Below are 15,153 nucleotides of genomic sequence, written 5' to 3' on the forward strand. Positions count from 1 at the left end.
AGCATGATTTCTGAATAAGCAAGTGGTTCAACATAATTCAGCAGCTTCGAACGAGGTACGACAAGGGCCGGCTCCCCCGAAGAAGTGGGGGAACCGGCCCTGGACATTGTCTTGGCGCTCAGTCCTGCCAACGAAGCAACCAACGCTCCAACTTGCTCGAACCGACACTGGCAACCGTCGCAATGGTCACCAGCACGATCAACACCGCAAAGACGTAGTCGATCTGGAACTCACTGCTGTACCGGACGATGTCTTGGCCCAACCCGTTCTTCGCAGCGATCATCTCACTCGCGATCACGCCCAGAATCGCGTAGGTGATCGCGAGCCGCAATCCGGCAAAAATAGTCGGAACCGCCGAAGGCAGAATAACTTTGGTCATCAGCTTCTGTCGATTCAATCCGACGACTTTGGCCATGGTCATCTGGTCACGGTCGACACCTTTCACCGCAGACCGCGAGTTCTCCACGAGCAGGAAGAACACGATCGACACACCCATCACAACTTTGGAGGTGTTGGTCAGACCGAACCAGGCAACAAAAAGCGGCGCCAATGCAATTCGTGGAACTGCGTTGAGCGGCACGAGGAACGGACTGAACACGCGATCCAGAAATTCGTTGGTCCCGATCAGGCAACCGACAACGATTCCGGATACGGAACCGATGACAAACGACTGGACGACTGCTGTCAGAGTCGCACCCGCCGAGACGCGCATCTGTTTCGATGTCACGTAGTCGATCAATGCGCCCCACACCGCGCTCGGCTGACTGACGAACAGCGCGTTCGCCCAACCTTTGTTGACTGCGACTTCCCACAGCACCAGGAAGCCGATGACAATGACGAGTTGGGTGGCAAGAATACCGGCCGTGAAATTCGACGGCCTCCAGGACCGTTTCGACTTGGCCACCGGCGCAGCAGGACTACGCGTTGCAGGTACCGCAGTCACTGTGGTTTCCAACTGTGTGCTCATTCGCTTTTCCGATCTGTCTCGCCGATGCGGGCTGTGAGTCGCCCGTTAGCCTGTGGGTGTTTCACTACGCCCGACCGCGCCTTCGAGTTGAGTGAAGAGTTCATGCTGCAACTCACGGAACCGCTCGGTGAAGATAATTTCGTCGATCAGATGCGCTCGCGGGCGCGGAAGTTCGATAAGAAGATCCGTGGCGATGCGCCCAGGACTCGGAAGCATCACGATGACACGGTCAGCAAGCACTGTCGCTTCCTGCAGGTCATGAGTGACAAGGAAAACGGTTCGCTTGGTGTCGCCGTTTTCGTCGAGATCGTTTTCCCAGATACGCAGGAACTCGCCCTGCATGTGCAGCCGCGTCCGCGCATCAAGTGCCGCAAACGGTTCGTCCATCAGCAACATCGTGGGATCGGATGCCATTGTCCGCGCAATCGCCACGCGCTGACGCATGCCCTGCGACAGCTGGGACGGAAACTGCTTCTCCTTGCCTGCCAGACCCACCATCGCAAGCATCTCGTCCGCACGCTCTTTACGCTGTGCCGCAGGAACATTGCGGGCTTCCAACGGAAGTGACACGTTCTTGCGTGCGGTGCGCCAAGGCAGGAGCGAATCCCGAGCGAACATGTATCCGAGATCAAAATTGGGAGACTTGGGTGTACTCCCCGAGAGGAATACCTTTCCACCAGTGGGCTGCGCCAACCCCGCCGCCATGTTCAGCAGAGTGGTTTTGCCGCAACCGCTGGCTCCCACAATCGCGATGAACTGCCCTGCCGGAACCTCGAAGCTGACGTTGTCCAATGCAACGAACTCGGCCGTACCGCCTGAGCCTCCGTAAACCTGCGACACATTCTCGAAGCTGAGAATGGACTCGCGCGGGGACTTGGCGTGCTTGCCCTCGGCCGCGGTGGCACCAGCTGGCCTGCTGTACAGATCTGTCATCTCATTCTCGATCCACTTCGGGTTCCGAATCCGCCGACGCTCGACGGACGTGTGCACTCACACGCATTGACGTTTGACGCTCGATCTCTCCTCACGGCGAATGTTGTTGTTTCGCAAGAGAGTATCGAAGGTTTACTTGCTTACCAGCACTGCTTGTTCGAAGGTAACTTTCGGCTCGGCCTCGAGCACGCCGAGTGACGTGAGACCGTCGATGGTCTTCTGCATCTCCGCTTCGGGAAGCTCAGCGGTCAATACCGAGAAGTTCTCCCGGATCTGGTCGACTGCCGATGCGGAGGTGTTGGTGCCGACCGCTTCGATGACGTAGTCGTTCACCGCATCCTTGTTTGCCGGATCCTGTAGGAACTCGTACGCATCCGCCATGGCCGCGCAGAATCCACTCTCCGCCTTCGGGTTCTGTTCGACCCACGAGCGCCGGCTCTGCCACACACCACCGATCATCTGGTAGTTCTCCATGTCGTCGGACAGATACGTCAGTTCGATCGCATCGCCGTTGCCGACGACGGTCTCGGCCGTCGGAGTTGCCGCCATGGCAGCATCCACCTGCTTGGAAATCAGTGCGGCCTGAGCCGTAGTGCCGGAACCGATATTGACGAGGGTGTAGTCACCTTCGTTCAAACCCACACCGGCAAGCGTCTGCACCATGAGGTTTGACGTGCCGGTACCCGCAGCAGCGGGCATACCGAGAGTCTTACCCTTGAGCGCCCTGAGGACATCAGCGCTGGTGGCACCGGAAGCCGCCGTCGGGAGTCCACTGCCGATCGGAGCGACGATAGCCGTCGGAGTCTGCGAATTGCCGCCGCAGGATATGACGGCATCCTGGCCCTGCTGAATTGCCGCAAGCGCTTGACTCGGCGAGGAGGGACCGAAGTCCTCTACACCACTTGCCAACAGCTGATTGTGGCCCATTCCCGACGGTGAGGGCGAGACGGTCACGTCGACGCCGGCTGCGTCGAAGAAACCCTCCGACTTCGCCACTGCGATCGGGATACCCCACACAGTGCCCGGCGTGACGGAAACATTGATCTTCGCGAGCGAACCGTCGGTAGTGTCGCCGGTTTCGCCGCCACTGCTCCCGCATGCAACCAACGACAATCCGATCAGAGCGACGCCCGACATTCGTGCCAGATGAGCACGCATTCTTCAACCTCCGAGTAGATGTGAATCACCGCATAGCGCTGGCCCACTTATGTGATTAATCATAGTCATGAATCGGGTGACGTCAATACCTGATCAGGAATTTCCGATCGAGCCACATCTCGACCCACACCTTCCCCAGACGGAGGTGATCCGGTTGGCGCCGAACGCAATTCCAACCGGATCATGGTGTCCACCGGACGTACGAGGGCTACTGGGCCCGCTCGGGAACGAGCGCAATTGCCAACTCTGGACAAGCATTCACAGCGGCCACCGCGTCGTCATGCAAATTGCCTGGGACCTCGAAGGTCGTACCACCCTCTGCCACAAAGCCTTCCTCGTCGTCCGACAACAACGTCGGAACCTCGGCGTAGCAACGCCCGTGTCCCATGCACTTACTTTTGTCGATGGTCAAGTACATGTCAGACGTCCCATTCCAAAGGTAGTGCGGTCAAGGTCAGTTGGGCACCACGCTCGGTCAACTCGGCGCCCTCCGCCAACCTGTATTCGGGGATCAGCTTGTGCCACTCTTCGAGCACAACCGCCAATTCCAATCTGGCAAGGTGCATTCCGATGCAACGATGGGGCCCTGCCCCGAAGGCCAGGTGCTGATTGAGTCCTTGCCGACCCAAGATGAACTTGTCCGGGTCGGGAAACTTCTCCGGATCACGGTTGGCGGAACCAACACCTAACCAGACGACATCCCGCTCCGACAATTCGAGACCGTGAAACTCGGTGTCGACCTGGACTCTACGGCCAGCCTGAATCACCAACGGGTACATGCGAATAAACTCTTCGACCGCACTACGACAGAGCGTCGGGTCCTCGACCAGCAGTGCGCGATCCTCGGAATTTTCGGCCAGGTGTGCGTAAATGTACCCCAACGCCGACCGCGTCGTGTCGAGTCCGGCGAGCATCAGAGACATGCAGATCAGAAGGATGTCGTCGTGAGTGATCTCGTCGTCGTCGATCTGCGCTTGGACCAACCGGGTGAGTAGGTCTTCCTTGGAATCGCGCGGGTTATTGCGACGCTCGTTCACTGCCTCGTCGAAATATGCCAGGATCTTGTTCTTGGGTTCGTCGACCTCCGGTCCGTAGCCCGCCAACATGGCATTGAGCATGTCTTCGCTCCACGGGACAAAGAACTCACCGTCGCTGACCGGAAGGCCCAACAGCGTCAGAAAGATATCCGTCGGATATCGAATCGCGAACTCCGCGACGAAGTTACACTTCCCCTGCGGCCGAAGCTCTTCGATCAGTTCGACGGCGCGCGCATGGGCAAGTTCTTCCATCCGCTTGACGGCGGCCGGCGCAAAGAACGGATTGATGACCTTTCTCAACTTGGTGTGCTCGTCGCCGTTGAGGTCCTGGGGCAACAGGCGCAGCGTCGTATCCGGGTAGAGCGCCGAACGCGACTCGGTTGTCCACTCCTGGTGCTTCTGAAAGCCCTCCAGCACGTCCTGGTACCGAGTAAGCATCCAGAATCCATTTTGGTTCGTGTCGTTGAAATGGAACCTGGCAGCATCACGCTCCGCATCGAGAAGTGCGTAATGTCCGTAGATTTCGGAGTTCTCGGCGTATCGGTTGTGACTGACGGGGCAACCCTGGACTTTGTTCATCGAGGTCCTCACTCTGTATCGATCCGATGCACGCCGTCGCTTCTACTCGAGGCACCACTGCTTCCCCGCTGAAATCTTTTCGATCACAGAAGGATTCACTGAGAGAGCAGCAAGGAAGGGACGGCGGGCGTCTCGATCCACTTGGCCAGTTCGTGACGTGCGCCACTGTAATGATTATCATCATTGATAGGGGCGGTTGTGTCAAGAGCAGAAAGGGACGTGGGTCAGCTCGCGCGCTGCGAGGGCTTTCTGTAGCCCAACTCTTCCAGCGTCGGCAGCACCTTGGACTCGAAGAGTTCCAGGCTTCGCCAGCCGTGCTCGGGCGCCAACCCACCCATCAACGGCTGGAACATCAATTCCGAATCGAGACCACGCTGGACGCACAGATCGATGCATTGCTCCGGTGTTACCACGACAAAGTGCTTCTGCTTCTTCAGTTCGCCAATGCTCTCGACAAACGGGTAGGTGGTCGTGCCGACGCCACGTTCCTTGGCCCACTGTGCATTCGAGTTCGTCGTGTACAGAAGGTGCGGGGCCAGAATCGGCCAATCCCGGTCCGGATCATCGGTGACGAAAAGGAACAGTGGGCCGGGGTTCGGCGGCCGCGGCGGAATCGGTAACCCCAGCTTGCGGCGTTCCTCGTTGTAGATTGCGTACAAGCCGTCCTTGTCGCCGGCAGGCATGTAGTTGTCTCCCAGCTTGGCAGCGCGTCGCGCGGATGCCTCAGCGGAACCACCGATGTAGATCGGTGGACGGGGAGTCTGGACCGGAGTCGGACGCACACGGACGGTCATGCCGCGATATTCGAAGGGCTCTCCCGTCCATGCCTTCTCGAGGATTCCGATCGTTTCCTCGAGGATCTTTACTCGTCGTGCGCGAGGGATCTCGAACATCGCGTACTCGCTGTCCCGGTACCCGATTCCCATCGTCATCTCGATTCGCCCAGCACTGATGATGTCAAGGGTCGCCAGATCCTCCGCCAACCGCAACGGATTGTGCAGCACTGCAACGAGTGCGGAGAAGTGAATCTTCATCCGTTCGGTGCGAGCAGCGATGGCTGAGCCCTGAATCAGCGGTGAGGCGCAGTAGCCGTCCTCGGCGCCGTGGTGCTCGGCAAGAAACACAGTCTCGAAGCCGAGCTTGTCCGCCCAGTCACATTGGTCAATCGCCGCCTTGTACAGCTCGGCGGCGGGCGCCCCGATCGAGGGAGCGCGCATGTCGTAGCGCAGTGAAAGTCTCATACAATTTACCCGCACTTTCTGGTGATGTTCGAAAAGGTCTTGGGATGAATCAGCGAGAATCCAAGGAGAATGTCGGCAGGGTGTGAGTCTCGAACTCAGTGGGCGAGAGAGTGACCCGAGATCCGATGACGGGGTCCACACTGCCGGGGCCGACCAGGACGGTGACCAGCCGAACTCCCGGAGCCTCGTCCAGTTCGACAAGGGCGACGGTATACGGCGGGTTGCTACCCGTAGGCAAAAATGAGCGTTCGACCCGCGTGAAAGTAAAGATCGTGCCGTGACCACTCAGGTCGCGCCATTCGAGTTCACCAGGATGACCGCATGGTCGACCAGCCAAGGGGTACCACTGCCACGCACCGCACGTCGGGCAGGCCGGAAGAGCGATGCAGCCTCGCTCGACCGCATTCCAAAAGCCGTTCAGTTCGGGAACATCTTGGGGCGGAGGAAAATTGGGAATACCGACTACCGCGTCATGCACAGAGATCTCAGTCATGTCAGTGATCCTTCGCGAAGATGAGCGTCGCGTGCTCCGGACCGCCGAGCGCGGCAACCAGTGCTGTCTCCGCCCCGGCGACCTGTGCTTGTCCTCGGGACCCGCGAAGTTGTCTGACCGCTTCGATCACATGCACGATGCCTGGAATGTAGGCGTACGACATGTGCCCGCCGTTCGTATTGACCGGCATCGCCCCGCCTGGTGCAGTATTTCCTTCGGCAGTAAAGGCGAACCCCTCACCACGGCTACAGAATCCGAGATCCTCGATCTGAATCGCCTGCGAAATACTGAAGCAGTCGTATATCTCGGCTACGTCGATATCCGACACCGATAGACCCGCGTCCGCGAAGGCGATCGGCCCGGAGCGAGCGGAGCCGAACGAGAGCATGTCCGCCTTCTGCGTGAAGAAACTGGTCATGGTCGACTCCACCGACGTAACTCCCACGCCGGCGATCAGGGCCGGCGGGTTGGGCAGATCGCGGGCTCGCTCGAGCGCCGTGACGATGACTGCCCCCGCACCGTCCGTAATCAGACAGCAGTCAGCGACGCGGAGAGGCGATGCGACCATCGGACTGGCCAGATAGTCGTCCTGCGACATCGGCGTGCGCTTCTGCGCCCCCGGCGTGATCTGCGCCCACGACCGGTTGGAACGAGCAATCGATCCGAGATCCTCTGGTGCAACTCCGTACTCGTGGCAGTATCGCTGCGCCCATGCCGCAAAGTACGTGGGCTGACCGTACCAACCGAACGGCATTTCCAAGCTGGCCTTGATCGGATCGCGTGCGTGATAGCCGTACGGGCCACCGGGTTTCGATCCCATGTAGCCGTAGTAGACGAGAACGGTCTCGGCTTGTCCTGCCTCAATGACGGTTCGGGCCAGCGCGACGGCCGCGAGAGGTCCCGCGCCAGCGGGAATGCCGGGCGACGCCGTGAATTTTCGATCTACGCCCAATGCGGTTGCAATCTCGTCGGCATTGAATGCCGAGCCCGCCGGTATGACTCCGTCGATATCGCGCGCCGTCAATCCCGCGTCGCACATGGCCGCGCGACTAGCTTCGATAACCAGTGCGTCCACCGAACAGTTCAGACCCCGGCCGAACTCCGATTCACCCACACCGACAACAGCAACGTTCGTTTTGCCACTCACCAGTCCACCTCCGGAACGCCACCCTACGCTATTGATGATAATAGTCACATTGAATCTGCCAACCGTGCCACCTCACACTCGACATTGGCAAGCCGCAGGTCGAAAGAGTGACATCACCTAAAATGTGAACTAAATCATGACAATGGTTAGTATCTATGTGTAGTGTTACGAATACTCGACGACACGTGCCGCTCTGCGGCAAATTCGATGACCGAACAGAGGTGAGCTGGGTGGACAACCCGAGCGTGGTGGACATGGACCGTCTGACTACCTGGATGGACGAGAACGGTATCGGGACAGGTCCAGTGACCGACGTTGTCGAACTTGCCGGCGGCACGCAGAACATCCTCATTCGATTCTCTCGCGGCGGGCAGGATCTCGTATTCCGTCGACCACCATTGCACAAGCGCAAGAACAGCGACGAGACAATGCGACGTGAAGCAGTCGTGTTGGCCGGGCTGGCAAACAGCGACGTCCCGCATCCGCGTCTGATCGCATCGTGCGACGACCACGATGTTCTCGAGTGCCAGTTCTTCATCATGGAGGCTGTTACCGGCTTCACGGCTACTTCAGAGGTGCCGGACGATCTCGTGAATTCGCTTGATCATCAACACGCCCTGGGCTTGTCGATGATCGATGCCCTGGCCGCACTGGGTCGAGTTGATCCCGATACGGCGGGTGTGTCGTCCCTCGGCCGCGCCGACGGATGGCTCGAACGCCAGGTGCCCAAGTGGCGCAAGCAGCTCGATTCGTATGCCGAACTCGAAGGATGGCCGGGATCTGCTGCTTTGCCCGACATCGACAAGCTCGGCGCCTGGCTCCAAAGCAACGTCCCGACCGACTGGCAACCCGGACTTATCCACGGTGACTTCCATTTCGGCAACGTCATGTTCCGACTCGACGCCCCGAAAGTCGCAGCGATCATCGACTGGGAACTGGCGACGATCGGCGACCCTCTCCTCGACCTCGGACACCTCCTTGCAACGTGGCCCAACGAAACCGAACGTCGTACGGTCGGGCTGGCCAAGTCCCTCCCCGGACTACCCACACGCGACGAACTGATCGCGCAATATTCGCAGGGAAGCGCTCGCGACCTGAGCAATGTCGACTGGTACCAAGCGTTGGCCTGCTACCGCCTGGGCATTCTCCTCGAAGGCACGTACGCCCGCTCCTGCGCGGGCAAGGCCGCCGCGGACGTGGGCGAGCGACTGCACCGGACCGCAGAATCTCTGATCGAGCAGGGTTTGAGCATCGTCTTGTCGCACACCGTCCGCTGAGCGCCTGACCCGACATTCCCGAGCACACCCGAAAGGACCTCACATGAGCGACTACAAGTTCATCACGTACAAGACGATCGACGACGGAACCATTGCACGGATCTCCCTCGACCGCCCGCGCACGCGAAATGCCCAAAACCGTGGCCTGCTGGTCGAACTCGGTGAGGCTTTCTCGCGCGCCGAAGCCGACGACACCGTCCGGGTGGTCATTCTCAGCGGCGAAGGCCCGGCATTTTCCTCCGGTCACGATCTCGGATCCTCGGAAGCCAATGCCGAACGCAATCCGGGGCCGGACCAGCACTTCAGCTTTCAGTGCAACGGTGCCACCAAGGAAGGCCTGGAGCCGCGACTGCACCAGGAATGGCACTACTACTACGAGAACACCCGCCGCTGGCGCAACCTCCGCAAGATCACCATTGCACAGGTTCACGGCAACGTGTTCTCGGCTGCCCTGATGCTTGCGTGGTCCTGCGACTTCATCGTCGCTGCGGAAGGCACCGAGTTCGCCGATGTCGTGGCAACTCGATTGGGCATGTGCGGGGTCGAATACTTCGGCCACCCCTGGGAATTCGGTCCGCGCAAGGCAAAAGAGCTTCTACTGACCGGCGATTCGATCAATGCGGAGGATGCACTGGCCCTCGGTATGGTCACCAAGATCTTCAGTGCCGACGTAATTTCCGAGCGTACAGAAGAATTCGCTCGCCGCATCGCCAAGGTACCCACGATGGCCGCACTACTGGTCAAGGAATCCGTCAATCAATCGGTCGACGCGATGGGCTTCTCGACTGCCCTCGATGCCTGCTTCACCATTCACCAGCTCAACCACGCACAGTGGACCGTACTCTCCGGCGGCGCCTCCCCGATCGGAACGCCCGAGCTCGGGCTTCCGGACTGGAAAAACGCCCCGCCGACCCGCCGAGCGGACCCCCGCGTTCCGTAAGACGCGTAGAAGTGCTGCGCCCGTGCGGAAACCACCGGAAGCGGGCGCAGCGTCGCACCGGTTACCGTGCGGGTCGGCGCGGCCACCCCTGGTTCAGATCGCCGCCGAAATGTACGTCGATCTCCTTCGATCCGAACAGCGCCGCTCCCGCGTCCACCACAATCGTGTCGCGATAGAGCCCCCATCCAAGCGTGGACGCATCATCGCCTCTTCCGATGTACGTGAAGTACGCCTCGATCTCGACCACGCCGTCGCCGATCCAGGCCACCTTCGGTAGCGCGATGAAGTGCCGCTTCTCCGTGGGATCGAACATGGGCACGCTGCGATAGAAATCGGCAATCGCACCGCGCCCCTTGTGTTCTCCGTGACCGGTACGCAGGACGCCATCCGCAGTGAACAGGCCGGCGACGAGTTCCGGCACCGGATTGTCCAATGCAGCCGCATATCGGTGCATCAATCCTGTTGCCGCAGCGCAGTCTTCGAGTCGGCGCAGCCGAGCCTCCACATCGTTCAACCGGGCCACCATGTCGTTTTCCGTCATCACGTCATCCAATCTCATGGTTTGTCCGGCGTGGCACCCGCGCCCTAGATTATGTTAATAGTTATCAAATAAATCCTGGTCTGTCGACGCATCGACTACGACGCAATTTCTCGATCACACGCGCGACGGCCACGGCGGCGAGAGGAACACGATGGGCGACCGCTTTATCGGCCGAGTAGCAGTGGTCACCGGAGGTGCGAGCGGTATCGGCGAGGCCGCGGTGCGCGAGCTGCATGCGGAGGGTGCGTCGGTGGTCATAGCCGACATCCAGGTAGCGCCTGGACAACTACTGGCCGCCGAACTCGGCAACAAGGCAATCTTTCTCGAAGCGGACGTCTCCGCGGAGTCCGACGTCGCTGCCGCTGTAGATGCCGCTGTATCGCGGTTCGGTCAGCTCGACATCATGTTCAACAATGCCGGCGTGATGGGAACTCTCGGCCCGATCGACAGCACATGCATCGACGACGCCGACCGGACGATCGCGATCAATCTCCGAAGTGTCATTTCCGGCATGAAGCACGCGGCGCGCGTCATGAAGCCGCGACGGTGTGGGGTCATCATCTCCACCTCGAGTCCGGCCGGAATGCTGGGCGGGGTCGGACCGCACGTGTACAGCGCCACCAAGGCCGCTGTCATCGGGATTTCCAATTCTGTAGCCGCGGAGCTCCGGCCGTTCAATATCCGGGTCAATACCGTCGTGCCGGGTGCCGTCGTCTCACCGATGACGGCCAGCCTCGTGGCCGGCGGACCCGATCACCTCGATCAGGCACTCGAGACGATGAACGACACTGCTCTGATGAGTCGGCCGTTACTCCCCGCCGACGTTGCAGCAGCCGTGTTGTATCTGGCCAGCGACGCCGCGGCATTCGTCACCGGCGTCACGCTGCCGGTGGACGCTGGAATGACGGGCGCGATCGGCCAATCCCCCTTTGCCACTGGCAAATACGACCAGTCCGTCACCGTGTTCGAAGCCGGCCGCAGAACCTAGCTTCACCTGTCACGAATCTTGCAGCATCCTCGCTCTACGCAATCTGAAGGAGAAAAACCATGTTGGACGGAAAGCGCATTCTGGTCACCGGGGCCGCACAGGGTATGGGCCGCGAGATCGCCCTGGAGGCAGCGCGGCAGGGCGCCGAATATGTCAGTGTCGCCGACCGCAATGTCGAGGGGGCACAGGAAGCTGCAGCCGAGATCCGAAAACTCGGCATCGGCGCACAAGCTATTGCTGTGGACCTCGCGAATTCCGACGAGATCCGGGCGATGATCGAGCAGGCCGTTGCCGGTGGCGGCGGTCTCGACACCTTGATCAACAACGCGGGCGTCATGGAAGGTGCCTTCACGACAGACACCAGCTTCGAGGATCTCCCGGAAGACGTGTGGGACAAGGTGTTTTCCATCAACGTCAAGTCCATCTGGCTGGCAACCAAGTTCGCAGCACCTCACCTGCGCACATCCGGTCGCGGCCCCTCGGTGATCAATGCCGCATCGGTCGCAGGCATGGTCGGATACGTGTCGACCGCATACCCGTCGAGCAAGGCCGCTGTCATTCAGTTGACTCGTACCACCGCAATCGCCTTGTCACCCGAGATTCGATGCAATGCCTTCTGCCCTGGTTCCATCGCTACCCCGATGAGCGATGCGTTCCTCGCGTCAGCGCCAGACTACGACGCTCAACTGCAACGGATGACCGGGGCACACTTGATTCCCCGCTTCGGCACATCCGACGAGGTCGCAAAGGTCGTGGCCTTCTTGGCTTCCGACGCGGCATCCTTCCTCACCGGGGTCATCCTTCCCGTCGACGGTGGAACCACAGCATGGCGCGGTTTACGCAACTGAGCTCGAGACAGCAACCGAAGCCGAGTGCCGGTTCGCCCATCACAGGCGAACCGGCACTCGGTGCGTAGATATCGACGTACGAAAAACTTTGCGTGTTAGCGCATCAGTCGGTTCCACCCCATGCGATCGGAGTATCGAGCAACTCCGGGTAATGCTTGAGCTCGTAACGCCAGATACCGGCAATGTGCTCTTCCATAGCCGTCAACGCCGCAGCGGGGTCGCCGTCTGCAACCGCGAGATAGATCTTCTCGTGAATGTCGCAGGTCGCGACTCGGCTACGCATCGGGTACTCCATGCCCATGACCGTTCCGTCGAGCATGTCGAGCAAAGCATGAATGAGGTAGGCAAAGAGAACGTTTCCCGAGCCTTGGGCAATTGTGTCGTGGAACACCCGGCTCATCTCCACGAAGATCTGCTCGTCGTCGAGATTTGCGCGCTGATGTTCGACACAGTGTTTGAGCTCTGCCAATTGTTCTTCGCTGATCCGTTCTGCCGCAAGCTTGGCCATCATCGGCTCGAGCGCGGTTCGGGCCTCGACCACAGTCCGGAACGGGGCGCTTTCGAATTGAAGCAGGAGCGTGATCGCCGTCGCGAGGGCAGTACTGTCCGGCTGCTGAACGATCGGGCCACCACCAGGCCCCGGTTTGAGCGCAAGCACGCCTTGTAACTCCAGGAATCTCAACGATTCCCGGAGTGTGCCTCGCCCTACCTCGTACTCCTCGAGCATCACTCGCTCAGGCGGCAGCCGATCACCGACCTTGTTACCGCGCCGGTTGATATCTTCAACGATCCGCTGTGCGACAAGCATCGCAGTCTTCTGCGGACGCAACGTTGCCCGTACCACTCCACACACCTCCACCAGCCATGATTTCCCGAGCAGGAGTTCGAGAATGGCAATTCCTGACTATGTTTACCTCATCCGGTGGCCGCATCACAATGCAATCCAGGTAATTGATGATCAACGTCGGAAATCAGCACGTTCGACTTGCGCTACCCAGTGAATTCACATATGGCGTCCGCCGGTCACTTCGAGCACGGCCCCCGTCATGTAGCTGGACATGTCGCTCGCCAAGAACAGCACCACCGACGCAACTTCGTTCGGTTCCGCGGCGCGGGCCATCGGGATCTCATCCAACTTCTGCTGCCAGATCCGCTCGGGCATTGCCTCGGTCATGGCGGTCCGGACCAAGCCTGGCTGCACGGCGTTGACACGAACGTTCTTGAACGCCACTTCCTTTGCCGCCGCTTTTGTCAGACCGACAATCCCGGCTTTGGCCGCGGAGTAGTTCGTCTGACCGAGCAAACCCACTTTTCCGGATATCGACGAGATGTTGATGATTGCGCCGCTCTCACGCTCACGCATACGTGCAGCCGCAGCCCGGGTGCCGTTCCACGCTCCCTTGAGATGCACGGCAATCACGTCGTCGAAATCCTGCTCGGTCATCTTCCGCATCGTCGCGTCGCGGGTCATGCCGGCATTGTTCACGAGCACGTCAAGTGGGCCGAAGGCCGATTCGGCCAGATCGATCATCGATTCGACCTGCGCACTGTCTCGTACGTCGCAGGACGCGAACCGTGCGACAGTCTCGCCGCCGAGTTCTGCCACCGCTCCTGCTCCGACTTCACTGTTGATGTCCCCGATGACAACCTTGGCTCCCTCGGCGACAAAGGTGCGGGCAATCTCGAGTCCGATCCCCTGCGCGCCACCGGTAACCACGGCGACCTTTCCGCTCAACAATCCCATGCCAACTCCATTCGTCTGTAATGTTTTTCGGGCAATCGATCACGATGGGTCCTGTAGCTATTGCACGATGCCCGACGTGCGCATCGACTCGATCTGCTCGGCAGAGCGTCCCAACGAGCCGAGAATGGCGTCCGTCTGCTGGCCGAGAGCCGGCACGGCATCCATCCGCATCTCCACGTCTTCGAAGGTCATCGGAGGAAGCACTCCGCGAATGGGACCGGCCTCGGTGCCAACCTCTCGCCATCGATCCCGGGCCTCGAGCTGCGGGTGCGCCAGAAGCGCTTTCATGTCGTTGAGCTGCGCCGCGGGAACGCCTGCCTGCGCCAACTTGTCATCCAAGTCCGCTGTCTTGAACTCCCGGGTCAGCTCGGCCACCAGCGCATCAACTTCACCGCGGTGCTGGACCCGAAGGATATTCGTGGCGAACCGCGGGTGGTCGGCGAGATCGGGCCGACCGAACACCTCGGTGACCAATTGCCTCCACCCTCGATCGTTCTGCACGCCGATCAGGATCTGCCCGTCGAGCGTCGGATACGCGTCGTACGGCGCGATCGAGGCGTGACTCAGACCCATTCGTTTGATCTGCGTGTCCTGATACATCTGCATGTACATCGGATGCCCCAGCCACTCGACTGTCGCGTCGAACATCGCGACGTCGATCGTGGCACCCGCGCCAGTGCGCTCGCGGCGGAACAGTGCGGCCTGAACGGACGTCAACGCGTACAGTCCTGCCGCAATGTCGGATGCGGGAACACCTGTCTTGGTTGCAGTTTCAGGTGTTCCGGTAATCGAACACAATCCGGTCTCCGCCTGCACGAGCATGTCGTAGGCCTTGCGATCCTTGAGCGGGCCCGCCGTACCGTAGCCGGTCATGTTCACGACAATCAGTTCCGGATGATTGCTGCGCAGCGCTTGCGCACCGAGTCCGAGACGTTCCGCGGCGCCGGGTGCGAAGTTCTGGATGAAGACGTCTGCCGTCGCGATCAGATCGATAATCGCCGCGCGCCCCTGCTCTGATTTGAGGTCGACACAGATCGATTCCTTGTTGCGGTTCAGCCATACGAAATGCGAGGCCAGGCCATGCACAGCGGCGTCGTAGTTGCGCGCGAAGTCACCTTCCCCGATCCGTTCGACCTTGATCACACGCGCGCCCAGATCGGCGAGGTGACGACTGGCGATCGGAGCCGCGACGGCCTGCTCGAGGCTTACGACGGTGATTCCGTCGAGCGGCAAACCTGCGGAAGCTGCGGAATCCGACAT

General features: G+C 60.2%; 16 protein-coding genes. 4 read left to right on the forward strand and 12 right to left on the reverse strand.

Features of this window, described 5'->3' with window-relative positions; genetic code table 11:
• Positions 1-118: 118 nt before the first annotated feature.
• The 8 genes from RG2_RS20900 to RG2_RS20935 all read right to left on the reverse strand — a co-directional run bounded on the left by RG2_RS20900 (position 119) and on the right by RG2_RS20935 (position 7,555).
• The gene (locus RG2_RS20900) at positions 119-967 is read right to left on the reverse strand and encodes an ABC transporter permease (RefSeq protein ID WP_051730395.1); all 849 of its coding nucleotides are present in this window, start codon (positions 965-967) and stop codon (positions 119-121) included.
• A gap of 45 nt (positions 968-1,012) precedes the next feature.
• On the reverse strand, positions 1,013-1,900 hold the full coding sequence (locus RG2_RS20905; RefSeq protein ID WP_051730443.1) for an ABC transporter ATP-binding protein: 888 nt from the start codon (positions 1,898-1,900) through the stop codon (positions 1,013-1,015).
• Positions 1,901-2,032: 132 nt separating this feature from the next.
• Positions 2,033-3,058, reverse strand: a complete 1,026-nt coding sequence (locus RG2_RS20910; RefSeq protein ID WP_033233319.1) for an ABC transporter substrate-binding protein — start codon at positions 3,056-3,058, stop codon at positions 2,033-2,035.
• 208 nt (positions 3,059-3,266) lie between these two features.
• Positions 3,267-3,476 (reverse strand): ferredoxin, encoded by a 210-nt coding sequence (locus tag RG2_RS20915; RefSeq protein ID WP_033233321.1) that lies wholly within the window; start codon positions 3,474-3,476, stop codon positions 3,267-3,269.
• Position 3,477: 1 nt separating this feature from the next.
• Entirely contained in the window at positions 3,478-4,674 is a 1,197-nt protein-coding gene (locus RG2_RS20920; RefSeq protein ID WP_033233322.1) for a cytochrome P450, read from the reverse strand.
• Positions 4,675-4,898: 224 nt separating this feature from the next.
• Positions 4,899-5,915, reverse strand: coding sequence for an LLM class flavin-dependent oxidoreductase (locus tag RG2_RS20925; RefSeq protein WP_033233324.1), 1,017 nt, complete (start codon positions 5,913-5,915; stop codon positions 4,899-4,901).
• A 49-nt stretch (positions 5,916-5,964) separates the two neighbouring features.
• Complete coding sequence (locus tag RG2_RS20930) at positions 5,965-6,408, reverse strand: Zn-ribbon domain-containing OB-fold protein (protein ID WP_033233325.1); 444 nt, start codon at positions 6,406-6,408, stop codon at positions 5,965-5,967.
• A 1-nt stretch (position 6,409) separates the two neighbouring features.
• Positions 6,410-7,555, reverse strand: coding sequence for a thiolase family protein (locus RG2_RS20935; protein WP_051730396.1), 1,146 nt, complete (start codon positions 7,553-7,555; stop codon positions 6,410-6,412).
• Between the two features lie 230 nt (positions 7,556-7,785).
• Between RG2_RS20935 and RG2_RS20940 the strand changes: the two genes are divergently transcribed.
• On the forward strand, positions 7,786-8,832 hold the full coding sequence (locus RG2_RS20940; protein ID WP_230590077.1) for a phosphotransferase family protein: 1,047 nt from the start codon (positions 7,786-7,788) through the stop codon (positions 8,830-8,832).
• A 43-nt stretch (positions 8,833-8,875) separates the two neighbouring features.
• Complete coding sequence (locus RG2_RS20945; RefSeq protein WP_033233327.1) at positions 8,876-9,772, forward strand: enoyl-CoA hydratase; 897 nt, start codon at positions 8,876-8,878, stop codon at positions 9,770-9,772.
• 61 nt (positions 9,773-9,833) lie between these two features.
• Here the strand turns inward: RG2_RS20945 and RG2_RS20950 are convergent, their stop codons facing one another.
• Positions 9,834-10,331 carry a nuclear transport factor 2 family protein gene (locus RG2_RS20950; protein ID WP_207787495.1) on the reverse strand — a complete coding sequence of 166 codons (498 nt, stop codon included), beginning with the start codon at positions 10,329-10,331 and terminating at the stop codon, positions 9,834-9,836.
• Positions 10,332-10,464: 133 nt separating this feature from the next.
• Here RG2_RS20950 and RG2_RS20955 point away from each other — a divergent pair, with 133 nt between their 5' ends.
• The gene (locus tag RG2_RS20955; protein ID WP_033233329.1) at positions 10,465-11,301 is read left to right on the forward strand and encodes a glucose 1-dehydrogenase; all 837 of its coding nucleotides are present in this window, start codon (positions 10,465-10,467) and stop codon (positions 11,299-11,301) included.
• A 59-nt stretch (positions 11,302-11,360) separates the two neighbouring features.
• Positions 11,361-12,149: an SDR family NAD(P)-dependent oxidoreductase gene (locus tag RG2_RS20960; RefSeq protein ID WP_033233331.1), complete on the forward strand. Its 789-nt coding sequence runs from the start codon at positions 11,361-11,363 to the stop codon at positions 12,147-12,149.
• 103 nt (positions 12,150-12,252) lie between these two features.
• On the opposite strand, the gene RG2_RS20965 is transcribed toward RG2_RS20960, so the two are convergent.
• The 3 genes from RG2_RS20965 to RG2_RS20975 form a co-directional block, all read right to left on the reverse strand.
• Positions 12,253-12,993: a FadR/GntR family transcriptional regulator gene (locus RG2_RS20965; protein WP_230590078.1), complete on the reverse strand. Its 741-nt coding sequence runs from the start codon at positions 12,991-12,993 to the stop codon at positions 12,253-12,255.
• 159 nt (positions 12,994-13,152) lie between these two features.
• Positions 13,153-13,893, reverse strand: a complete 741-nt coding sequence (fabG, locus tag RG2_RS20970; protein ID WP_033233336.1) for a 3-oxoacyl-ACP reductase FabG — start codon at positions 13,891-13,893, stop codon at positions 13,153-13,155.
• Between the two features lie 57 nt (positions 13,894-13,950).
• A complete protein-coding gene (locus RG2_RS20975) occupies positions 13,951-15,153 on the reverse strand; it encodes a CaiB/BaiF CoA transferase family protein (protein ID WP_033233338.1) in 1,203 nt (400 codons plus the stop codon).

Origin of the sequence: Rhodococcus globerulus NBRC 14531 (assembly GCF_001894805.1) — a bacterium.
Lineage (GTDB): Bacteria > Actinomycetota > Actinomycetes > Mycobacteriales > Mycobacteriaceae > Rhodococcus_F > Rhodococcus_F globerula.

What these genes read in the sequence shown, in the direction of transcription:
- RG2_RS20945 (WP_033233327.1), top strand. Translation starts at nt 8,876, where the DNA reads ATGAGCGACTACAAGTTCATCACGTACAAGACGATCGACGACGGAACC.
- RG2_RS20975 (WP_033233338.1), bottom strand. Translation starts at nt 15,153, where the DNA reads ATGTCGGATTCCGCAGCTTCCGCAGGTTTGCCGCTCGACGGAATCACC.
- RG2_RS20915 (WP_033233321.1), bottom strand. Translation starts at nt 3,476, where the DNA reads ATGTACTTGACCATCGACAAAAGTAAGTGCATGGGACACGGGCGTTGC.
- RG2_RS20955 (WP_033233329.1), top strand. Translation starts at nt 10,465, where the DNA reads ATGGGCGACCGCTTTATCGGCCGAGTAGCAGTGGTCACCGGAGGTGCG.
- RG2_RS20920 (WP_033233322.1), bottom strand. Translation starts at nt 4,674, where the DNA reads ATGAACAAAGTCCAGGGTTGCCCCGTCAGTCACAACCGATACGCCGAG.
- RG2_RS20930 (WP_033233325.1), bottom strand. Translation starts at nt 6,408, where the DNA reads ATGACTGAGATCTCTGTGCATGACGCGGTAGTCGGTATTCCCAATTTT.
- fabG (WP_033233336.1), bottom strand. Translation starts at nt 13,893, where the DNA reads ATGGGATTGTTGAGCGGAAAGGTCGCCGTGGTTACCGGTGGCGCGCAG.
- RG2_RS20910 (WP_033233319.1), bottom strand. Translation starts at nt 3,058, where the DNA reads ATGCGTGCTCATCTGGCACGAATGTCGGGCGTCGCTCTGATCGGATTG.
- RG2_RS20925 (WP_033233324.1), bottom strand. Translation starts at nt 5,915, where the DNA reads ATGAGACTTTCACTGCGCTACGACATGCGCGCTCCCTCGATCGGGGCG.
- RG2_RS20950 (WP_207787495.1), bottom strand. Translation starts at nt 10,331, where the DNA reads ATGAGATTGGATGACGTGATGACGGAAAACGACATGGTGGCCCGGTTG.
- RG2_RS20900 (WP_051730395.1), bottom strand. Translation starts at nt 967, where the DNA reads ATGAGCACACAGTTGGAAACCACAGTGACTGCGGTACCTGCAACGCGT.
- RG2_RS20905 (WP_051730443.1), bottom strand. Translation starts at nt 1,900, where the DNA reads ATGACAGATCTGTACAGCAGGCCAGCTGGTGCCACCGCGGCCGAGGGC.
- RG2_RS20960 (WP_033233331.1), top strand. Translation starts at nt 11,361, where the DNA reads ATGTTGGACGGAAAGCGCATTCTGGTCACCGGGGCCGCACAGGGTATG.